The sequence below is a fragment of the Mycolicibacterium peregrinum genome (genome assembly GCF_001665625.1).
In the GTDB taxonomy this organism is placed as follows: domain Bacteria; phylum Actinomycetota; class Actinomycetes; order Mycobacteriales; family Mycobacteriaceae; genus Mycobacterium; species Mycobacterium peregrinum_B.
In genome coordinates this window covers 46,754-67,370 of record NZ_LZSY01000107.1, presented here as the reverse complement: position 1 = coordinate 67,370, position 20,617 = coordinate 46,754, and the positions used below count along the sequence as shown (strand labels likewise).

The following is a 20,617-nucleotide window of genomic DNA, read 5'->3' as shown; positions in this document are numbered from 1 at the left end:
CGTCCTTGACGCAGTAGACTTGACGTAGTTGACGCGTCTGGGAGGCTGCAATGACCGATCTCGCACTGTTCGAGCGCCAGATCATGCGTTCGGTGGGGCAGAAGGTCCACGAGCGGTTGCGGCGGGCCGACGAGGCGAGCCTGGGCCCTGAGGCATTCGGCGACCCGGAGCAGATCGCCGAGGCCATGGTGGCGGCATTGCCGCTGGGGCACGTGTTCGACGAGGTCACCGGGCCGTTCTACGACACGGCAGGGTTGACGCGTTGGCTCGGCGTCACCCGCCAGGCCCTGCACCAGAAGGTGGCGCGGTACGCGATCCTGGCCTGCCCGCTCGACGATGGCGGGGTTGTGTACCCGACGTGGCAGTTTCTCGACAGCGGTGCCACGATTCCGTCTCTGCGTGACGTGCTGACGGTGCTGACCGAGGGCACCGCTGACCCGTGGATGGCCGCGTTGTGGATGCGGGCACCCAGTGAGCAACTCGACGGATCCTGTCCCGCGGATTGGCTGCGCGATGGTGGGGATCCGCAAACGGTGATCGACATGGCCCGGGAGACCGCGGCGAGTTGGAGCGCATGAGCCGGCAGCGGCCCGCGCTCGGTTCACCACCGGACGTCTCCGGGTTCCCGCGGTCCCGGCTGCGCATCGACCACCTGTTGTATCGGGCCCACACCGTGGGCAAGTCGCCGTGGTGGTTCTCCTCAGATCTGAGCGGTCGCTTCGATCTACTCCCGCCGAACGGGACCTGTTATCTGGCAACCGATGTCATGACAGCGCTGCGTGAGCGCTTCGGCCACGATCTGGTACGCCAGGGTGTGGTCACGTTCGACGCCGCGGCCCGCACGGTGGTGTCGCGGGTGCGGGTGCCTGCGGCCCGATGGTTGGCCAACGCATGTTCGGCGCGGGCGGCTTCCTTCGTCGGGATGACCCGTGAACTCGGCACGTGCCCGGACTATGAGCTGCCTCAGGCCTGGGCCGCGGCCTTCTTCGCCACCGGCCGCCACAGTGGAATTCGTTATCAAACCCGGTTCAGTACCGGCGCCGGCGCGAACGCGGTCGCACTGTTCGAGGATGCGGGACAACGTGATTGGGCCGTCGACCCGTCACCGACCGGTGGCGTGCAGGCGTGCGTGACCGTCGGCATCATGGTCGCGCACCGGCCCACCCGGCGTCAGGTGCGTATCCAACCGCCACCCGGCTGAGGGGCACGTCTGTCAGTGGCGAGGCTGCAACCGTAGTTCCACCATCGGCAGCGGTGCATTGGTATCGGTGATCGGTTGGCCCAGCGTCTCTTCCAGGACGAGCTTGAACTGCTCCCACGTCTTCGGATGCTCTGTGCGGTAATCGGCCAGCGCCTGGTCGACAGCCTGCTGGTCCAGCACATGAGCGGTAGCGGCAGCCGGACGGTGACTGCCGAGCCACACCCGGACCTGCGGATTTGCAACAACATTGCGGAACCACTGGGCCTTTGTCCCGAACCCTGAGGCCACGACGATGGTGTCCGGACTCGGCCGGCTCACCACTTCGAGCACGACATAGCGGTGCGCGCCCGAGGTGCGACCGATGTGTTCGAGCATCAACATCCTCGAGCCGAACAGTGCCCCGGCGCGCATCCGGTAGAGCCAGATCGGAGCACGCACCAGCCGGCGGTTGCGTAGGAGTCGGGCGCCGAGATCAGGGATTGTGGCCATGGGTTGTCTCCTCCTCGTCTCTTTTCACTGCTCAGGACTTCAGACCGTCGCGGTAGATTGCGAAAACTTCTGTCGCCCAGCGCTTCATCCCGGCATCGGAGAGCGGGTCGACGCCGAGCGTCTCGGTGATGCGCGTCCGCAGTGTCAGCACCGCGAGGTCGTTGACCATCAGAACTGCAGCCCGCACTGCGGGGTCTTCGCCGGGACTTGCCACACCCGCTGCGACCATGCCGTCCAGCGCGGTCCTGCTGATGCCGTAGAGCCGTTGAAACACTGCCGATCCGACCGCGCCACCTGTCGTCAGCAGGCGGCTCAGGTAGGCCGGCACAGGAGAGTCCGGGGGGAGGTGGGTGGCGAGACTCTCCAGCATCGTCGGCACCGCCGACGGTCCGAGGCCATCCTGTGCGGTCTGTTCGGTGACCTGCGTCAGCACCGCTTCGAGGCTGCGTACAGCGTGCTCGTCGACCGCCGCCACGAGTCCATCCTTGGAGCCGTAGTGCCGGACCAGGAGCGCCGGGGAAACGTCGGCAGCGGAAGCGATGTCGCGCATCGTCACCGCGTCGGCGCCGCGTTCGGCGAACAGTCGCAACGCCTCGTCACGAATCCGGGCCCGCGCCGTTCGATCGTCAGATGGTGAACTCACGTTTACTATTGTAAACAAACGTTTAGCACCCGCAAGGTGCTGCGTCCTCGCGACGACAGGGGGGCGTCAGCCGGTGACGGCGCGTTCGTGTGACTTGTCGGCGGATTGATTCGCACGCCGGTCGCGGTGGTGTAGGCGCCATTCGTAGACCAAGCCGGCCACGCCGAGTGCGGCGGTGCTCAACGACACCAGGACCAGTGCCGGGCTGATGTTCCCGGTCAACGCGTCGCCCAGGACGACGACGGCCGCCGTGCCGGGGAACAGCCCCACCAGCGTCGCCAGCGCGTAGGGGACAGCGCGTACCGCAGACGCGCCGGCCGCGTAGTTCAGCACCGAGAACGGCACCGCCGGGATCAATCGCATGGACAGCACCACCGGCCAGCCACGCTGCCGCAGCCGGGTATCGAGCGAGTCGATCCGGGGGTGCGGGACCAGGCGATTGAGCTGCCAACCGGCAGCGCGGATCAAGAACAATGCGAGGACCGCGCTCACCGCGCTGGCCACCACGGCTATGGCCACACCCAGCACCGGCCCGAACAGCAGGCCCGCAGCCAGGGTGAATGCGGTGCGCGGGAACGGGAAGACCGTGACGATGATGTGTGCACCGAGGAAAGCCAGTGGGAACCAGGGACCCACGGAGGTGGCCCAGTCCCGCATCTGCATCGCGGTCGGCAACGGAATCAGTACGGCGACTGCGACAAGAATCACAATGCCGGCCAGCAGGCCCACGATCCGCCGGGGCGGCAGTTGGGAAACCGTCGAGATCACCGCGGCCCGCAGCACGCGCAGGGTCCTGACGACGGGTTTCACGTCTTCCAAGAGTACGGGGCGCAGGCACCGATCACCGCTGGGTGTAACCGCGAGTCCGCCCACCAGCGGTCAGAGCCGTGACGGCGATCATTTAGCCTGAGGGTCAAGTAGGTAGGTCACACGCTGCGATAACAGGAGATGCGGGTGTCGTTACAGGGGACTAGCGCGGTCGAGGCGGACCGACAGCAGTGGCGGACGGCAGTCGCCGGAGTGCTGGCCAAGAGCAGCCGACGGGATGTGGCCGATCTGCCGGCCGAACCCGAACGCCTACTGGATTCGCAGACCTACGAGGGTTTCGCGATCCGGCCGCTCTACACGACCCTCGATGCAGTGCCCGAGTCAGCGCTGCCGGGACAGTGGCCGTTCGTACGCGGCGGCGACGCCCTTCGCGACGTCAAGTCCGGATGGCGCGTCGTCGAAAGCTTCCCGGCTGTCCCTGGTACCGCCGTCGGCACCGTCAACGGTGCGGTCCTGGTGGCCTTGACGGAGGGCGCCAGCGCGCTCTCCCTGCGGGTCGGCGACGAGGGCGGCATCGCCCTGGGCGAGCTGGACCGTCTGCTCGACGGCGTGTTCCTGGACTTGGTGCCGGTGATCTTCGAAGGCGTTGAAAGCGCCGGTGCAGACCTGGCGGCAGCGGCCGACGCGGTGCTGGCGCTGCTCGGAAACCTTGACGAGGATCAGCGCTCGCGGCTGTCGATCGACCTCGGTGTCGACCCGCTGACCGCGCAGTTGTCCGGCCGGCCCGCCACCGACGGCGCCGACCTGCCGGCCACCGTCGCCAAGCTCACCGGCCACGACGGGGGAGTGCGGGCGATCACGGTTGACGGCCCGGCGTTCCACAACCTCGGCTCGAGCGCCGCCTGGGAGCTCGCGGGATCGATCGCCGCGGCGGTCGCCTACCTGCGTCTGCTCAGCGACGGCGGGGTGGCGACGCCGGATGCGTTGCGGCAGATCAGCTTCCGTTACGCCGCCGACGACGACCAGTTCATGACGATCGCCAAGCTGCGCGTTGCCCGGCAGCTCTGGGCACGGGTGGCCGAGGTGGTCGGGGCCGACACTGCAGATGACGCCGGAGCTGCGCGCATTCATGCGGTCACCTCATTGCCGATGATGACCCAGCGCGACCCGTGGGTGAACATGCTGCGCACCACCCTGGCCGCCTTCGCAGCGGGTGTCGGGGGAGCCGACACCGTGCAGGTGCATCCGTTCGACGCGGCGATTCCGGATGGACTCGATGGCACGTCGGCGAGCTTCGCGCGGCGCATCGCCCGCAACACCCAGCTGTTGTTGTTGGAGGAGTCGCACATCGGCCAGGTGCTCGATCCGGCCGGTGGCTCGTGGTTCGTCGAAGATCTGACGGCTCAGTTGGCCGAACAGGCGTGGGCGCACTTCCAGGACATCGAGGCGCGGGGCGGGTTCGTCGCCGCTCGCGATTACATCGCGGCCCAGATCGCCGAGGTCGCTGCGCGGCGCAGTGACGATGTCGCGCACCGTCGCACCGCGATCACCGGCGTCAACGAATTCCCCAACCTCGACGAACAGCCGCTGCCGCAGGGATCGTCGGTGTCGTCCATCGCGCGGTACGCAGCCGGATTCGAGGCGCTGCGGGACCGCTCGGATGCGTTCCTGGCATCGACCGGGGCACGGCCCAAGGTTCTGTTGCTGCCGCTGGGTCCGCTGGCCGAGCACAACATCCGCACCACCTTCGCGTCGAACCTGTTGGCGTCCGGCGGAATCGAGGCGGTCAACCCCGGGACCGTCGAGGCGGCCGCGGTTGCCGCGGCGGTGGCCGATGCCGGTGCCCCGACGGTGGCGGTGCTGTGTGGCAGCGACGCCCGCTACGGTGCCGAGGCCTCCGCAGCTGTGGCCGCTGCACATGCGGCCGGTGTGCGTCAGGTGCTGCTGGCCGGCCCGGAAAAGGCTGTCGCCGAGGCTGATTCGAAGCCGGACGGATACCTGACCGCCAAGATCGATGCGGTCGAAGCTTTGTCGAACCTGCTCACCGGACTGGGGGCCTGAGATGACTGCCACAACTGGAATCGGAAGTTTCGCGGACGTACCGCTGCACGGCGAAGGCGCGGGTGAGCCCGCCACTCCGGAAGCCGTCGAGACGCACGTCGCGGCGGCTGCCACCGCGCATGGCTACACCCCCGAGCAGTTGACCTGGGCCACGCCCGAGGGGATCGACGTCAAGCCGGTGTACATCGCCGCCGACCGCGACGAGGCGGTCGCCGCCGGCTACCCGCTCGACACCTTCCCGGGGGCACCGCCTTTCGTGCGTGGGCCGTACCCGACCATGTACGTCAACCAGCCGTGGACCATCCGTCAGTACGCCGGTTTCTCAACTGCTGCCGAATCCAACGCGTTCTACCGGCGCAACCTGGCCGCCGGGCAGAAGGGCCTCTCGGTGGCCTTCGACCTGGCCACCCACCGCGGATACGACTCGGACCATCCGCGCGTGCAGGGTGACGTCGGAATGGCCGGTGTGGCCATCGATTCCATCCTCGACATGCGCCAGTTGTTCGATGGCATCGACCTGTCGACAGTCAGCGTGTCGATGACGATGAACGGCGCGGTGCTGCCGATCCTGGCGCTCTACGTCGTCGCAGCCGAGGAGCAGGGGGTGCCGCCGGAGAAGCTGGCCGGGACCATCCAGAACGACATCCTCAAAGAGTTCATGGTCCGCAACACCTACATCTATCCGCCCACGCCGTCGATGCGGATCATCTCGGACATCTTCGCCTACACCAGCGCCAAGATGCCCAAGTTCAACTCGATCTCGATCTCGGGCTACCACATCCAAGAGGCCGGGGCGACTGCCGATCTGGAGCTGGCCTACACGCTGGCCGACGGTGTCGAGTACATCAAGGCCGGCCTCGATGCCGGCCTGGACATCGACAAGTTCGCGCCGCGGCTGAGCTTCTTCTGGGGCATCGGCATGAACTTCTTCATGGAGGTGGCCAAGCTGCGGGCCGGCCGCCTGCTGTGGAGCGAGCTGGTGGCGCAGTTCGACCCGAAGAACGACAAGTCGCTGTCGCTGCGCACCCATTCGCAGACCTCGGGCTGGTCGCTGACCGCGCAGGACGTGTTCAACAACGTCGCCCGAACCTGTATCGAGGCGATGGCGGCCACGCAGGGGCACACTCAGTCGCTGCACACCAACGCCCTGGACGAGGCGCTGGCGCTGCCCACCGACTTCTCCGCGCGGATCGCCCGCAACACCCAGCTGTTGCTGCAGCAGGAGTCGGGGACCACCCGGCCGATCGACCCGTGGGGCGGTTCGTACTACGTCGAGTGGCTCACGCATCAGTTGGCCGACAAGGCGCGTGCCCATATCCACGAGGTGAACGAGCACGGCGGCATGGCACAGGCCATCAGCGACGGCATCCCGAAGCTTCGCATCGAGGAGGCTGCGGCCCGGACCCAGGCACGGATCGACTCCGGTGCCCAGCCGCTGATCGGTGTCAACAAGTATCAGGTGGAAGAGGACCAGGAGATCGAGGTCCTCAAGGTCGAGAACAGCCGGGTGCGGGCCGAACAGCTGGCCAAACTGCAGCAGCTGCGGGCCGACCGCGACGAGTCGGCAACGCAGGCCGCGCTGGCCGAGCTGACCCGTGCCGCCGAGGCGACAGGTTCTGCGGGGGAGGACGGACTTGGCAACAACCTGTTGGCCCTGGCCATCAATGCCGCCCGCGCCAACGCCACCCTCGGCGAGATCTCCGACGCCCTGGAGAAGGTGTACGGGCGGCACCAGGCCGAGATCCGTACGATTTCGGGCGTCTACCGCGACGAGGTGGGGAAGGGCAGCAACATCGCTACCGCAACCGAGCTCGTGACCAAGTTCGCCGAGGCCGACGGCCGTCGGCCCCGGATCCTGGTGGCCAAGATGGGCCAGGACGGGCACGACCGTGGCCAGAAGGTGATCGCAACGGCGTTCGCCGACATCGGTTTCGACGTCGACGTGGGCTCGCTGTTCTCCACCCCGGAGGAGGTGGCCCGTCAGGCCGCCGACAACGACGTGCATGTGGTCGGGGTGTCGTCACTGGCCGCGGGGCACCTGACCCTGGTGCCCGCGCTGCGTGACGCGCTGGCCGAGGTGGGCCGACCCGACATCATGATCGTCGTCGGCGGGGTCATCCCGCCCGGGGACTTCGACGAGCTCTACGCTGCCGGTGCGAATGCGATCTTCCCGCCTGGCACCGTGATCGCCGATGCGGCCATCGGCCTGCTGCAGAAGCTGGCAGACCGGCTCGGTTACCAGCTGAGCGAGTAGTGGCTTCCGTTCGGCGGGCAGGAGCGGAGCGACCCGGGACATGAGTGCAGTTCAGGAACTGGCGGAGGCCATCCGGGGCGGCGACCGAGCTGCCCTGGCGCGGGCCATCACGATGGTGGAATCCACCCGGGCCGACCACCGTGACCAGGCTCAGCAGTTGCTGCTGGAGTTGATGCCCGAGGCGGGCAAAGCTCAACACATCGGCATCACCGGCGTTCCCGGCGTCGGCAAGTCGACGACGATCGAGGCCCTCGGCATGTACCTCATCGGGGCCGGCCACCGGGTGGCGGTCCTGGCCGTAGACCCGTCGTCGACCCGGACCGGTGGCTCGATCCTGGGAGACAAGACCCGGATGGCCAAACTGGCGGTTCACCCTGACGCCTACATCCGGCCGTCGCCGACGTCCGGGACGCTCGGTGGGGTGGCCAAGGCCACCCGCGAGACCATCGTTCTACTGGAGGCCGCCGGGTACGACGTCATCCTGGTCGAGACGGTGGGGGTGGGGCAGTCCGAGGTCACCGTGTCGAACATGGTCGACACTTTCGTCTTCCTCACCCTGGCCCGCACGGGTGACCAGCTGCAGGGCATCAAGAAAGGTGTGCTGGAGCTGGCCGACGTCATCGTCGTCAACAAGGCCGACGGCGAGCACGCGATCGAGGCCAAGGCGGCCGCCCGCGAACTGACGGGTGCCATCCGTCTCATCTACCCCCGTGAAACGCTATGGCGGCCACCGGTTCTCACGATGAGCGCGATCGAAGGCCACGGGCTGACCGAACTCTGGGAGACAGTGCTCAAGCATCGTGAGGTGCTGACCCAGGCCGGTGAGTTCGAGGCCCGGCGACGCGCGCAGCAGGTGGACTGGACCTGGTCGATGGTGCGAGACACCGTGCTGGACCGCGTGATGTCGCATCCTGGTGTCCGCAGTATCCGCGACGAGGTGGAGCGCCGGGTGCGCGAGGGCGAACTGACACCGGCCCTGGCCGCGCAGGAAATCCTCGACGCGGCCGGATGACAGGGAAAGGCTGGGTTGACCCGGAGATGAGGGACGTGAAGGCGAAACTGCGTGTGCTCGTGGCTGCCGCGATGGTCGGCGGTGCTGTCCTGACCGGCTGCGGCGGTGGATCGACCGCCCCAGCACCCACCGTGGCCAAGTCCAAGCTGCAAACCATGGCGAAGGAGAACCTGGAAGCCGCGGCCAAGCGCAAGGCCAAGTCTGTGACCTGCGACGACGGTATCGTCGGCAAGGTGGGAGCGACCCAGCATTGTGTGCTGACAGACAAGAACGGCACCAAGTACGGCGTTACGGCTACGGTCAAGGACGTCGAATCCGAGAAGGTCAAGATCGACTTCAAGGTGGATGACAAGCCGAGTCCCTGACCCGATCGCCGGGCTCCGGCTAACAGGTAGATAACGCCTGTGGAATTTGCCGGGGGGCCAGGTAAATTCAAGTGTGTGACCGATCACAACGGGGAGCGCGACGAGGCGCTTCCACACGGCGTCCAAGGCGCGGCGGACAGGAACTTCTCCTGCACGGTCCGCGGGTTCTCGAAGTTGTTCCCAGGCCGGAAGTACGGCGGCGGGGCACTGGTGATTCTCCAAGACGGTCAACCGGTGGTCGACGTCTGGACCGGCTACTCGGACCGTTACGGTACGCAGCATTGGACAGCCGACACGGGCGCGATGGTGTTCTCCGCGACGAAGGGAATGGCCTCGACGGTCATCCATCGGCTCGTCGATCGTGGTCTGATCGATTACGCCGGCCCGGTGAGCGACTATTGGCCTGAATTTGGGGCCAATGGCAAATCCGCGGTCACGGTGCGACAGGTGATGGCGCACGAGGCGGGACTGTCTCAGCTCAATGGCGTCAGCAAAGCCGATCTGTTGGATCACGTGGTGATGGAAGGCCGGGTTGCGGCGGCGCCGGTGAACTCACTTCTGTTCGGCAAGCCCGCCTATCACGCGCTCACCTATGGCTGGCTGTTGTCGGGTCTGGCCCGCGCGGTCACGGGGCAGGGCATGCGCGAGTTGTTCCGGATCGAGTTGGCAGAGCCGTTGGGCACCGATGGCCTGCATCTGGGTCGGCCGCCGGCCGACGCCCCGACCCGGGCCGCACAGATTCTGGTTCCGCAACGACGGTGGCCCAACCAGGTCTTCGACTTCATGGCACCGCGGATCGCGGCGCTGAACTTCTCCGGCGCTTTCGGTTCCATGTATTTTCCCGGCGTGATGTCCCTCGTTCAGGGGGACACTCCGTTTCTGGACGCCGAGGCACCCGCCGTCAACGGTGTCGCCACAGCCCGTGGCCTGGCCAGGATGTACGGCGCAATCGCGAACCACGGCCGTTTCGGTGGCGCGGACTACCTGTCCGAGCGCATCGTTGGCGGCTTGGCCGGTCCGCCCGGTTTACGCCCGGACCGCAATCTCGGGGTGCCGCTCGGCTTCCATCTCGGGTATCACTCGGTGCCGTTCGGGATCATGCCCGGATTCGGTCATGTCGGGCTCGGCGGGTCGGTCGGCTGGGCGGACCCGGCCAGCGGGCTGGCGATCGGGTTCGTGCACAACCGTCTGCTGACTCCGATGGTGTTGGACATGGCCGCCTTCGTCGGTCTGAATGCCCTGATTCGCAAGGACGTGGCCCGTGCCCGCGAGCGGGGATTCGAGGCGGTGCCGAACCTCGGCGCGGACCCGTACGAGTTGTCCAAACCCGTCGCGGGATAGTTCACCCAAATGGGAGCCGACCGGTTGCAACCAGCAGGTCGGCTCCCGTTCGTTGCGGAGGGTTGAGCGCGGGCCAGGAACGGCCACGTACCGCTTCTACCTGCAGTGATATACATCACACTATGTCCCATATTTGGGAGGCTCGTCCCGTGGTTGCAGCGCATGTCCACCGTTAACCTCGGCAGATTTGCTTTGGTAGACACATTGTGGTTTTTGTCACGCATTCGCGTACGGCGTGGGCTGGATCTCAGTCGGCCTGTCCTGGCACCGGAATTTGGTACGTCTACGTCTCCTGTGTTGCGACAGTTTCCCGGTCTGCGGTGATCCATGCTGGTTATGACGTTGCATAGTCAATGATGACCATTAGCTGATGCGTGATGAGGGTACACATTCGTACCATTTTCGCGTGCCTGCCGCATGGAACATGAATTCGGTTCAACTACGGATCCCATAGTTTGCGTGGCGGTTGCCAGCTAACTATTCGCAGTCGACCTATGAATTAACTGTGAGTGGTGAATCAAACACCGTTTTCAAACTATGGACAACCTGTGAAAGCGCCGCTCCGCGTCTTAAAACGGCTCGGGGTTAGTTAGCGGGATAATTACCCCCGCGCCGTGGTGGGGGGACATTGAGGGATCAATAGTGTTGGTGCACAGCAGTATTGGTGAACTATGGCAGGTGCCGACGATCCGGGTCCGGTGCCTCGCTGATGAAATTGGCCGGTGCTGCCATTTCTCAAGAATTGGTCCGTGCAGCGAACGTCTGAACGTTTTTGCGATCGGGTGTTTCCAACATCCAGTTGGTCCACGCGCTAGGCTACGGACCCGCGTTGGCAACGACTCGTACCGGATACGGGGATTCGGTACCGTGCGTCGAGGGCGACGTAGCGCACATTCTTTTCCGCGTTCTAAGTATGTTGATCGACGCTTTGCTGATCGATCGCATCGAGAGAGGTGAGCCAACTTGGCCGAGACACCAGTCACCCCGATTGCCGTAATCGGCATGGGCTGCCGTCTGCCCGGAGGGATCGACTCACCGGCCGCGTTCTGGCAGGCACTTCTGCGGCGAGACGACCTCGTCACCAAGGTTCCCCTGGATCGCTGGGACGCGGACGAATACTACGACCCGGAGCCAGGAGTGCCTGGTCGTTCCGTGTCCAAGTGGGGTGCGTTCCTCGACGATGTTTCAGGATTCGACGCGGACTTCTTCGGTTACGGGGAGCGTGAGGCGCCGTCCATCGACCCGCAGCACCGACTCCTGCTCGAGACGTCATGGGAGGCCCTCGAGCACGCGGGTCGTGCTCCCGGCGACATCGCCGGATCGTTGACCGGCGTCTTCCTCGGTATGACGCACAACGACTATCAGATGGTCGCTGCCGAGGCGGACGCGCTGGACGGCGCCTACGGTTTCGCCGGAACGAACTTCAGCCTGGCGTCGGGGCGTGTCGCCTACGCACTGGGCGTACACGGACCCGCGCTGACGGTCGACTCGGCCTGCTCATCGGGCCTGCTGGCCATCCACATGGCGTGCCGGAGCCTGCACGAATCGGAGAGCGACCTGGCCCTGGCCGGCGGCGCCTCACTCCTGCTCGACCCGAAGAAGATGGTGGCGGGCTCGGCGCAGGGAATGCTGTCGCCCACGGGCCGCTGCCATGCGTTCGACGTCGGCGCCGACGGGTTCGTCTCGGGCGAGGGCGTCGCCATGGTGCTGTTGAAGCGTCTTGCCGATGCCGAGCGTGACGGCGACCGGGTGCTCGCCGTGATCCGCGGCACCGCGGCCAACCAGGACGGCCACACGATCAACATCGCGACCCCGTCGGAGGAGTCGCAGAGCGCGGTCTACCGCGCGGCGCTGGCCGCCGGAGCGGTCGATCCGGTGACCGTCGGCATGATCGAGGCCCACGGAACCGGAACGCCGGTCGGCGACCCCATCGAGTACGCCAGTTTGGCCGCGGTGTACGGCACGGACGGCCCGTGCGCACTCGGGTCGGTGAAGACCAACATCGGGCACGCCCAGTCGGCGTCCGGAGCGATCGGTCTGATCAAGGCCGTACTCGCCTTGGAGCACGGCGCCGTTCCGGCCAACCTGCATTTCACCGAGTTGCCCGAGGCGATGGCCCGGCTCAACAGCTCACTGGTCGTCCCGACCGAACTGATGCCGTGGCCGGTCGCCGGGGAACACCCGCGTCGCGCGGCCGTGTCGTCCTACGGGTTGTCCGGTACCAATGTGCACGCGGTGCTCGAGCAGGCGCCCGCAGCCGGGTCCGAGCCCGCCGGTGCGTCGGGCGGTGACGGCGAGCCGATGATGTTCCCGGTGTCGTCCACCTCGGCCGACGAGTTGCGGCGGACCGCAGGCCGGTTGGCCAACTGGCTGATCCACGAGGCCGGCGACCAGCCGCTGCCGGATCTGGCGTACACGCTGACGAGGCGCCGCGCTCACCGGCCGTTCCGCACGACGGTGACGGCGGCGACCGCAGAGGAACTCGGGGCAGCGCTGCGGGAGGTCGCCGAGGGCGACGCGGTCTACGAGCCGGCCGTCGGAACCGGCGAGCGCGGACCGGTGTGGTTGTTCTCCGGCCAGGGTTCGCAGTGGGCGGGGATGGGTGCGCAACTTCTTGCCACCGAGCCTGCCTTCGCGGCGGCCATCGCCGAACTGGAACCCCTCATCGCCGCGGAGTCGGGTTTCTCGGTGACCGAGGCAATTTCGGATTCGGAGCCCGTCCAGGGCATCAACCGGGTGCAGCCGACGATATTCGCGATGCAGGTCGCGCTCGCTGCCGCACTGAAGTCCAGGGGAGTGCAACCCGGAGCGGTGATCGGCCACTCGATGGGCGAAGCCGCAGCCGCCGTGGTCGCGGGGGCGTTGTCGCTACAGGATGCCGTGCGGGTGATCTGCCGGCGGTCGACCCTGATGACCCGGATCTCGGGCTCGGGTGCCATGGCCTCGGTCGAACTGCCGGCGCAACATGTGCTGTCCGAGCTCGCCGCGCGAGGCATCACCGACGTGGTGATCTCGGTGATCGCCTCGCCGAAGTCCACCGTCGTCGGCGGAACCACCGAACGCATTCGGGAACTCGTCGCCGATTGGGAACAGCGGGACATCATGGCGCGCGAGGTCGCCGTCGACGTCGCGTCGCATTCGCCGCAGGTCGATCCGATCCTCGACGAACTCGCCGAGGTGCTCAGTGACCTGACCCCGCTCACGCCGACGGTTCCGTACTACTCGTCGACGTCGTACGACCCCCGCGACGAGCCCTACACCGACGCCGACTACTGGGTCGACAATCTGCGCCACGCCGTGCGGTTCTCGGCTGCGGTGCAGGCCGCCCTCGAGGACGGCTACCGCGTGTTCGGTGAGCTTTCTCCGCACCCGCTGCTGGTTCACCCGGCCCAGCAGGTCGCCCGCAGCCTGGACATCAACATCGCGGCACTGCCGAGCATGCGGCGTGAGACCGAGATGCCCACCGGTCTGCTGCAGTACGTGGGCGACCTGCACAGCGCGGGCGCTGCAGTCGATTTCGGGACGCTGTACCCGGCGGGCACCCTCGCCGACGCACCTCTGCCCACCTGGACTCGTCTGCCGCTGACCGTCAGCCGGGACGCTCGCGAGCACGTTCCCGGGGGCGGACATCTGCTCAGCGTCCATCCGCTGTTGGGTGCGCACGTCGTACTTCCCGAAGACCCCGAGCGTCATGTCTGGCAGGCCGATGTCGGTGTCGACGCTCAGCCGTGGCTGGCCGACCATCAGGTCCACAACGTGGCCGCACTTCCGGGCGCCGCGTACTGCGAGATGGCGTTGGTCGCCGGTCGCTCGCTGCTGGGCGATGCCTGCGAGGTACGCGACATCACCTTCGAGCAGATGCTGCTGCTCGACGCCGAGACCGTGGTCTCGGCCGAGGCGAAGGTGACCCCCGAGGGGGCAGTGCAGTTCCTGGTCGAGACGGCCGGGGATGGCGAACAGATCCGGCGTGCCGCGGCGGTGATCGCCGAGGCGGAGCCCTCGGAGGCGCCGACCCGACTCGATCTGACCGAACTCAAAGCGGCCCACCCTCGCCGTGTCGAGGGCGATGCGCTGCGTAAATGGTTCGGGGACAAAGGTATTCAGTACGGGCCGGCGTTCTCCGGCCTGGCGGCGGCATTCACCGCCGACGGTCCCGTCACCAGTGTGCTGGCCGAGGTCGCACTGCCCAGCGCAATCCGGTCCCAGCAGGGCGCCTACCAGATCCACCCGGCCTTGCTCGACGTGTGCTTCCAGTCGGTGGCGGCGTACGCCGAAGGCGAGGACCCGGGCGGTCTGCTGCTCCCACTGGGCGTGCGGAGCCTGCGTGCGTCCGGGTCGACCCGTTCGGCGCACTACTGCCTGCTGCAGGTCACCAACGCCGACGCCACCAGCGTGGAAGCCGATCTCGATCTGCTCGACGAGGACGGTGAGGTCCTGCTCGCCGTTCGTGGTCTGCGGCTGGGCACCGGCATGACCGAAAGCGGTCAGCGGGAACGCATCTTCAACGAGCGCCTGCTCGCCGTCGAGTGGCACGAGCAGGAACTGCCGGAGGCCCGGACATCCGGGACGGGCAAGTGGTTGTTGATCACGTCCGACGGTTCGGATCTGCTGACCACGGAGTTGGCCGACGCGCTGGAACCCGACCTCGGTGACGTGTCCACAGTGGTCTGGCCCGAAGGGGCGAACCAAACCGCCAACGCCGAATCGCTGCGCAAACACCTCGGTGCCGAGACCTACAGTGACGTCGTCCTGGTCCTGGCCGGCGCAGCGGCAACGGGGGACCGGGAGTCGGCGTCCCGGGGCCTGGGGCTGGTCCAGCGCGTGGTTCACATCGTGCGCGAACTGATCGACGTCGACGATCAGGCTCCGCGCCTGCACCTCGTCACACGTGGCGCGCAGTCGGTGCTGCCCGGCGATGCGCTCAACCTCGACCAGCTCGGACTGCGCGGACTGGTCCGGGTGATCGGAAACGAGCAGCCGCAACTGCACGCGACGCAGATCGACGTGGACGAGCGCACCGATCCCAAGGACATTGCCCGCCAACTGCTCGCCGGCAGTCCCGAGGACGAGACCGCCTGGCGCGACGGTCAGTGGTACACCGCACGGTTGGGGGCCAGCCCGTTGGCTGCCGACGAGCGGCTGTCCACCACCGTGGACCTGTCCACCGATGCGGTGCGCCTGAGCATCCGGACCCCAGGTGACTTCGGTTCGCTGGAGCTGACCACCTTTGAGCGGTCGGCCCCCGAGAGCGGCTGCATCGAGGTGAGGGTCAGCGCGTCGAGCCTGAATTTCGTCGATGTTCTGGCGGCGTCGGGCCGGTATCCCGGTCTCGCCGAGCAGTCCGCAGCGCTGGGCCGCGATTTCGCCGGCGTCGTCACGGCCGTCGGACCCGACGTCACCGACCACAAGGTCGGCGATCGGGTGGCCGGGGTTGCGGCGACCGGTTGCTGGGGCACGTTCGTCACGTGCGCGTCCGACCTGGCCGTCGCGCTGCCAGATGAGCTGGCGGTGGACAGTGCCGCCGCGGTGCCCACCGCGCATGCCACCGCGTGGTACGCGCTGCGGGAGCTGGCGAGGATATCGGCACAGGACAAGGTGCTGATCCATTCGGCAACCGGAGGCCTCGGCCTGGCAGCCATAGCCATCGCACGCGAGTGCGGAGCCGAGGTGTTCGCCACCGCGGGCAGTCCCGAGCGTCGGCAACTGTTGCGCGACATGGGCATCAAGTATGTCTACGACTCGCGCACGCTGAGCTTCGCCGATGAGATCCGCCGCGATACCAACGGATACGGTGTGGACGTCGTGCTCAATTCGCTGACCGGGTCAGGGCAGCGCGCCGGACTGGAACTGCTCGCCTTCGGCGGCCGGTTCGTCGAGACCGGAGTCGCTGACCTTCGCGGTGACGCCACCCTTACGCCGGCGATGATCCGAGAGGGCCTGTCGTTCCACGCGGTCGATCTGTCGTCGCTGAGCCAGCGTCGACCCGACGTCGTCCGCCGACTGCTGCAGACGGTGTTCGGCAAGCTCGCCGAAGGCGCGCTACCGCTGCCGGAGATCAGCACCTATCCGCTGACCGGATGGGCCGCGGCGTTGGAACTGATGGATGCGGCCGGGCACACCGGCAAGCTCGTCGTGAAGATCCCGGAGTCGGGCTCGGATACGGCGGTGGTGCCGCCCGAGCACGCACCGGTGTTCCGCGCCGACGGGGCTTATGTCATCACCGGCGGCCTCGGCGGCCTCGGACGGTTCCTCGCCGAGAAGATGGCCTCGGCTGGTTGCGGCCGGATCGTGCTCAACGCGAGGTCCCAGCCGTCCGCCGAAGCACTCGTCGAGCTCGACCGGATCCGCGGCCTCGGTACCGAGGTGGAGGTGGTCACCGGTGACATCGCCGATCCCGCCACTGCCGCGGCGCTGGTGTCGGCGGCGACCGCCACCGGGCTGGCACTGCGTGGTGTCCTGCACGCGGCAGCGGTCGTCGAAGACGCCACGCTGACCAACATCACCGATGACCTGGTGGCCCGAGATTGGACACCAAAAGCTGTGGGCGCGTGGAACCTTCACGATGCGACGCGGTCGGAGTCGCTGGACTGGTTCTGCTGCTTCTCGTCGGCAGCCGCCCTGGTGGGCTCACCGGGGCAGGGTGCGTACGCCGCTGCCAACAGCTGGTTGGACGGATTCACCCAGTGGCGGCGAAACGCGGGACTGCCGTCGAGCGCCATCGCGTGGGGTGCGTGGACCGAGATCGGCAAGGGTGCCGGTTTTGCCGAAGCCTCCGATTCGGCGATCGCGCCCGACGAAGGTGCCCACGCGTTCGAGACGATGTTGCGGCACAACCGTGGCTACGCCGGCTATACGCCGATCGTGGGGGTGTCCTGGCTCGCCGACTTCGCCAAGCGGGTCCCGTTCGCCGAGTCGTTCCGTCCCGCGAGTTCCGGGGATTCCGATGCCAGCGGGTTCCTCACCGAGTTGTATGCCAGTCCGCAGGACGAATGGCCTTCGCGGTTGCGCCGGCTGGTCTCCGACCAGATCAGCGTGCTGCTGCGTCGTTCGATCGACCCGGATCGTCCGCTGGCCGAATACGGTATCGACTCACTGGGCAACCTCGAGGTGCGGACCAGGATCGAGACCGAAACCGGGGTGCGGATCAGCCCGGCGGACATCACCACCGTCCGCGGGCTCGCCGACAAGTTGTGCGAGAAGTTGGTCGCCAATGCCGACACGGAGCTGACACCGACGGCGTGATGCCGAATTCGGTTGAGTTTATAGAGGAGTCACGTTGCAGTTAGGGTCCGTTTCGATCGGTTCGGTCGAAGAGTGGGACGCACCGCCCGGTTCTGCCGTTTCCTGGCGAGCCTCGCCGGCCTCGTGCGCCAAGGCGGCTGAAGCGCCCGTCAGTGACGTGCCGGTCAGCTACATGCAGGCCCAGCACCTGCGCGGGTTCGTCGATCAGCGAGCCAAAGGCCTGGACTACTCCCGTCTGGTGATCGTGACGTGTGACATTCCAGGGCAATGCGACATCAGGGCGATGACCTACGTGGTCAATGCCCATGTGCGCAGGCATGACACGTTCCGTAGCTGGTTCGAGTACCACGATGTCCACGACATCGTGCGGCACACGATGCCCAATCCGGCCGACATCAAGTTCGTGCCCACCCGGCACGGCGATCTCACGTCGGAGGAACTGCGTCAGCTGACGCTGTCGACGCCGGATCCGCTGCACTGGGACTGCTTCACCTATGGCATCGTCCAGTACCCGGATCGATTCACGATCTACGTGAGCATCGACCACCTGCACATGGACGCGACGTTCGCAGGTGTCACGCTCATGGAGTTCCACGCGATGTACACCACCCTCGTCAGTGGTGGCGCGCCCCTGGCACTTCCGGAGGCGGGCAGTTACGACGCCTTCTGCATGCGTCAGAAGGAACTGCTCGGTGCTTTGACGCCGGATTCGCCGGAAGTCAAGGCGTGGGCCGACTTCGCGACCAGCAACAAGGGCAGTCTGCCGGACTTCCCACTGCCCCTGGGCGATCCGCTCGAGCCGTGTGGAGCGGAGATGTGGGTCGAGACCCTCATGGACGAGGAGCAGACGGCCAGTTTCGAATCGGCATGCGTCGCAGCAGGGGCCCGCTTCATCGGTGGCATGCTCGCCTGCACCGGGATGGCCGAGCATGAACTGACCGGAGCGGATACCTACTACGGGCTGACACCGAGCGATACCCGCAAGACCACCGCCGACCTGATGACGATGGGCTGGTTCACCGGGCTGGTCCCGATCACCGTCCCGATCGCGGGTAGGTCCTTTGCCGAGTCGGCCGTTGCGGCACAGCAATCCTTCGACGCCGGACATCAGCTCGTCGATGTCCCGTTCTACCGGGTGCTCGAGCTGCGACCCGAATTGGATTGGCCGAGGCCGAATTTCCAGGTGATCAACTTCCTGGATGCCGGGGCGGCCCCGTTGTCGGTGCTGCTCACCACCGAGCTGGAATCGATGCGGATCGGCATGTTCAGTGACGGCGTGTACTCGTACCAGATGACGGTGTTCCTGGTGCGATTGAAGGACCGCACGGCGGTCTCGGTGGTCTATCCGAACAATCCCGAGGCACATGAATCGGTCGGCAGGTACGTCAAGGTGCTGAAGTCGACGTGTGCACGGGTGCTGGAAAACCTCAGCGCAGGGTCGCGCAGGTGAGCCGCGGAATGAAGTCAGAACAGGAAGGCACACTCGATGGCTGAGTCAACACTCAACGGCGTGTTGCGTGAGCGGGCGAGCATGCAGCCCAATGACATCGCCTACACCTTCGTCGATTACGAACGCGACTGGGATGGCGTTGAGGAGACCCTGACCTGGGGTCAGCTCTACCGACGCATCCGGAATCTGGCGGGGGAACTGCAGACCCACGCCGCAGCGGGGGACCGCGCGGTGGTGCTGGCACCGCAGAGCCTCGACTACATCGTCGCGTTCCTGGCTTCACTGGAAGCCGGGGTGGTCTGCGTCCCGCTGTCGACGCCGATGATCGGCGCCCACGACGAGCGGGTCACCGCGGTCCTGCGTGACGCGGCGCCCACCGTCATCCTCACCACGTCCGCGATTTCCGCGACGGTGACCCCGTATGCGGTGGCCCAGGACGGCAACCCGGCACCCGTCGTGCTCGAGGTCGACACGCTCGACCTGGATTCCCGCAAGGCGGTACGGCTGAGGCGCGAAGCCGCCCCCGAGACCGCGTACCTTCAGTACACGTCGGGCTCGACGCGGACTCCCGCGGGCGTGATGGTCTCGAACCGCAACCTGACGGCCAACTTCGAGCAGATGATGGCCAGCTTCTATCCGGACTACAACCGCGTGCCACCGGCCGACACGACCGTCGTGACGTGGCTGCCGCTGTACCACGACATGGGGATGATGGCGGGCATCGTGGCGCCGATCCTGGGTGGATGGCGCACGGTGATGATGAGTCCGTTGGCGTTCCTGGCCCGTCCGGCACGCTGGATGCAGCAGCTCGGCAGCGTGACCACTGGCCTGACCGCGGGACCCAACTTCGCCTTCGACCTGGCTTCGGCCAAGACCACCGATGACGATATGGCGGGTTGTGACCTGGGCAACGTGCTGAGCATCATCAGCGGCGCCGAGCGTGTTCACCATGCGACCGTCGAACGCTTCACCAAGCGGTTCGCCGCATTCAATCTGCAGGGCAAGGTGATTCGTCCGTCCTACGGCCTGGCCGAGGCCACGCTGTACGTCGCGACGCGCGAGCCGGGCAAGCCGCCGGTGGTGGCCCACTTCGAGCCCGAGAAACTGGCCGCCGGGCACGCCGAGCGGTGTGCCAGCGGAACCGCGCTGATCAGCTACGGGACACCACAGAGCCCCGCCGTACGGATCGTCGATACGGAGTCCCACACCGAGATGCCCGCCGGGATGATCGGTGAGATCTGGGCGCAGGGCGAGAACATCGCGGCCGGATACTGGAACCGGCCCGCCGAGACGCAGGAGACCTTCGGCGCGACCGTCGACGGCGTCCCCGGCGGAACATGGCTGCGGACCGGCGATCTGGGCTTCATCTCCGAAGGCGAGTTGTTCATCATCGGACGGGTCAAGGATCTCCTGATCGTCCGCGGGCGCAACCACTACCCGGACGACATCGAGGCCACGGTCTCGGCGATCTCCCGTGGGCGCGTCGCTGCGATTGCGGTGAACCATGAAGAGGAAGAGAAGCTGGTCGCCGTCATCGAGGTCAAGAAGCGTTCCGACGAAAGCCCGGAGGACCTGTCTGAGCGTCTCACGTTGATGAAACGCGAAGTGATCTCCGCCATCTCGACGGCGCACGGACTCAACCCCGCCGACCTGGCACTCGTGGCCCCCGGCTCGCTCCCGATCACCACCAGCGGCAAGGTCCGTCGTCAGGCGAGTGCAGAGCTGTACCGGCGGCAGGAATTTGCGAGGTTGGACGCCTGATCGGGGCTGAACCGAAGCGCTGAAACCACC

Annotated in this window: 13 protein-coding genes; 10 read left to right on the top strand and 3 right to left on the bottom strand. The window is 66.7% G+C overall.

Going from position 1 to position 20,617, the window contains the following annotated elements:
- Positions 1-50 precede the first annotated feature (50 nt).
- Together A5779_RS16190 and A5779_RS16185 are read left to right on the top strand one after the other, a co-directional pair.
- Entirely contained in the window at positions 51-578 is a 528-nt protein-coding gene (locus A5779_RS16190; protein WP_064883543.1) for a hypothetical protein, read from the top strand.
- On the top strand, positions 575-1,201 hold the full coding sequence (locus A5779_RS16185; RefSeq protein ID WP_064883541.1) for an RES family NAD+ phosphorylase: 627 nt from the start codon (positions 575-577) through the stop codon (positions 1,199-1,201). The genes A5779_RS16190 and A5779_RS16185 overlap by 4 nt, the downstream gene beginning before the upstream one ends.
- 12 nt (positions 1,202-1,213) lie before the next feature.
- Here the strand turns inward: A5779_RS16185 and A5779_RS16180 are convergent, their stop codons facing one another.
- From A5779_RS16180 to A5779_RS16170, 3 genes are all read right to left on the bottom strand, one after another.
- Complete coding sequence (locus A5779_RS16180) at positions 1,214-1,690, bottom strand: nitroreductase family deazaflavin-dependent oxidoreductase (protein ID WP_064883539.1); 477 nt, start codon at positions 1,688-1,690, stop codon at positions 1,214-1,216.
- A gap of 31 nt (positions 1,691-1,721) precedes the next feature.
- Entirely contained in the window at positions 1,722-2,333 is a 612-nt protein-coding gene (locus A5779_RS16175; RefSeq protein ID WP_064883537.1) for a TetR/AcrR family transcriptional regulator, read from the bottom strand.
- 66 nt (positions 2,334-2,399) lie between these two features.
- The gene (locus A5779_RS16170) at positions 2,400-3,143 is read right to left on the bottom strand and encodes a TVP38/TMEM64 family protein (RefSeq protein ID WP_064883536.1); all 744 of its coding nucleotides are present in this window, start codon (positions 3,141-3,143) and stop codon (positions 2,400-2,402) included.
- 138 nt (positions 3,144-3,281) lie between these two features.
- Here A5779_RS16170 and mutA point away from each other — a divergent pair, with 138 nt between their 5' ends.
- The 8 genes from mutA to A5779_RS16130 all read left to right on the top strand — a co-directional run bounded on the left by mutA (position 3,282) and on the right by A5779_RS16130 (position 20,587).
- On the top strand, positions 3,282-5,162 hold the full coding sequence (gene mutA, locus A5779_RS16165; RefSeq protein WP_165609795.1) for a methylmalonyl-CoA mutase small subunit: 1,881 nt from the start codon (positions 3,282-3,284) through the stop codon (positions 5,160-5,162).
- A gap of 1 nt (position 5,163) precedes the next feature.
- Positions 5,164-7,416, top strand: coding sequence for a methylmalonyl-CoA mutase (gene scpA / locus A5779_RS16160; RefSeq protein ID WP_064883534.1), 2,253 nt, complete (start codon positions 5,164-5,166; stop codon positions 7,414-7,416).
- 40 nt (positions 7,417-7,456) lie between these two features.
- Positions 7,457-8,428: a methylmalonyl Co-A mutase-associated GTPase MeaB gene (meaB, locus tag A5779_RS16155; RefSeq protein ID WP_064883531.1), complete on the top strand. Its 972-nt coding sequence runs from the start codon at positions 7,457-7,459 to the stop codon at positions 8,426-8,428.
- 26 nt (positions 8,429-8,454) lie between these two features.
- The gene (locus tag A5779_RS16150; RefSeq protein WP_064883529.1) at positions 8,455-8,793 is read left to right on the top strand and encodes a DUF4333 domain-containing protein; all 339 of its coding nucleotides are present in this window, start codon (positions 8,455-8,457) and stop codon (positions 8,791-8,793) included.
- Positions 8,794-8,868: 75 nt separating this feature from the next.
- Positions 8,869-10,134: an esterase/beta-lactamase LipL gene (gene lipL / locus A5779_RS16145; protein WP_064883527.1), complete on the top strand. Its 1,266-nt coding sequence runs from the start codon at positions 8,869-8,871 to the stop codon at positions 10,132-10,134.
- 963 nt (positions 10,135-11,097) lie between these two features.
- Complete coding sequence (gene pks2, locus A5779_RS16140; RefSeq protein WP_064883525.1) at positions 11,098-17,376, top strand: sulfolipid-1 biosynthesis phthioceranic/hydroxyphthioceranic acid synthase; 6,279 nt, start codon at positions 11,098-11,100, stop codon at positions 17,374-17,376.
- Positions 17,377-17,410: 34 nt separating this feature from the next.
- Positions 17,411-18,826, top strand: a complete 1,416-nt coding sequence (locus A5779_RS16135; RefSeq protein WP_064883523.1) for a condensation domain-containing protein — start codon at positions 17,411-17,413, stop codon at positions 18,824-18,826.
- A 36-nt stretch (positions 18,827-18,862) separates the two neighbouring features.
- A complete protein-coding gene (locus A5779_RS16130) occupies positions 18,863-20,587 on the top strand; it encodes an AMP-binding protein (RefSeq protein WP_064883521.1) in 1,725 nt (574 codons plus the stop codon).
- Positions 20,588-20,617 lie beyond the last annotated feature (30 nt).

Bases quoted from the DNA above. Each gene is read 5' to 3' on its own strand.
- scpA (WP_064883534.1), top strand. From the start codon at position 5,164: ATGACTGCCACAACTGGAATCGGAAGTTTCGCGGACGTACCGCTGCAC.
- mutA (WP_165609795.1), top strand. From the start codon at position 3,282: ATGCGGGTGTCGTTACAGGGGACTAGCGCGGTCGAGGCGGACCGACAG.
- A5779_RS16190 (WP_064883543.1), top strand. From the start codon at position 51: ATGACCGATCTCGCACTGTTCGAGCGCCAGATCATGCGTTCGGTGGGG.
- A5779_RS16185 (WP_064883541.1), top strand. From the start codon at position 575: ATGAGCCGGCAGCGGCCCGCGCTCGGTTCACCACCGGACGTCTCCGGG.
- A5779_RS16130 (WP_064883521.1), top strand. From the start codon at position 18,863: ATGGCTGAGTCAACACTCAACGGCGTGTTGCGTGAGCGGGCGAGCATG.
- A5779_RS16150 (WP_064883529.1), top strand. From the start codon at position 8,455: ATGAGGGACGTGAAGGCGAAACTGCGTGTGCTCGTGGCTGCCGCGATG.
- A5779_RS16180 (WP_064883539.1), bottom strand. From the start codon at position 1,690: ATGGCCACAATCCCTGATCTCGGCGCCCGACTCCTACGCAACCGCCGG.
- meaB (WP_064883531.1), top strand. From the start codon at position 7,457: ATGAGTGCAGTTCAGGAACTGGCGGAGGCCATCCGGGGCGGCGACCGA.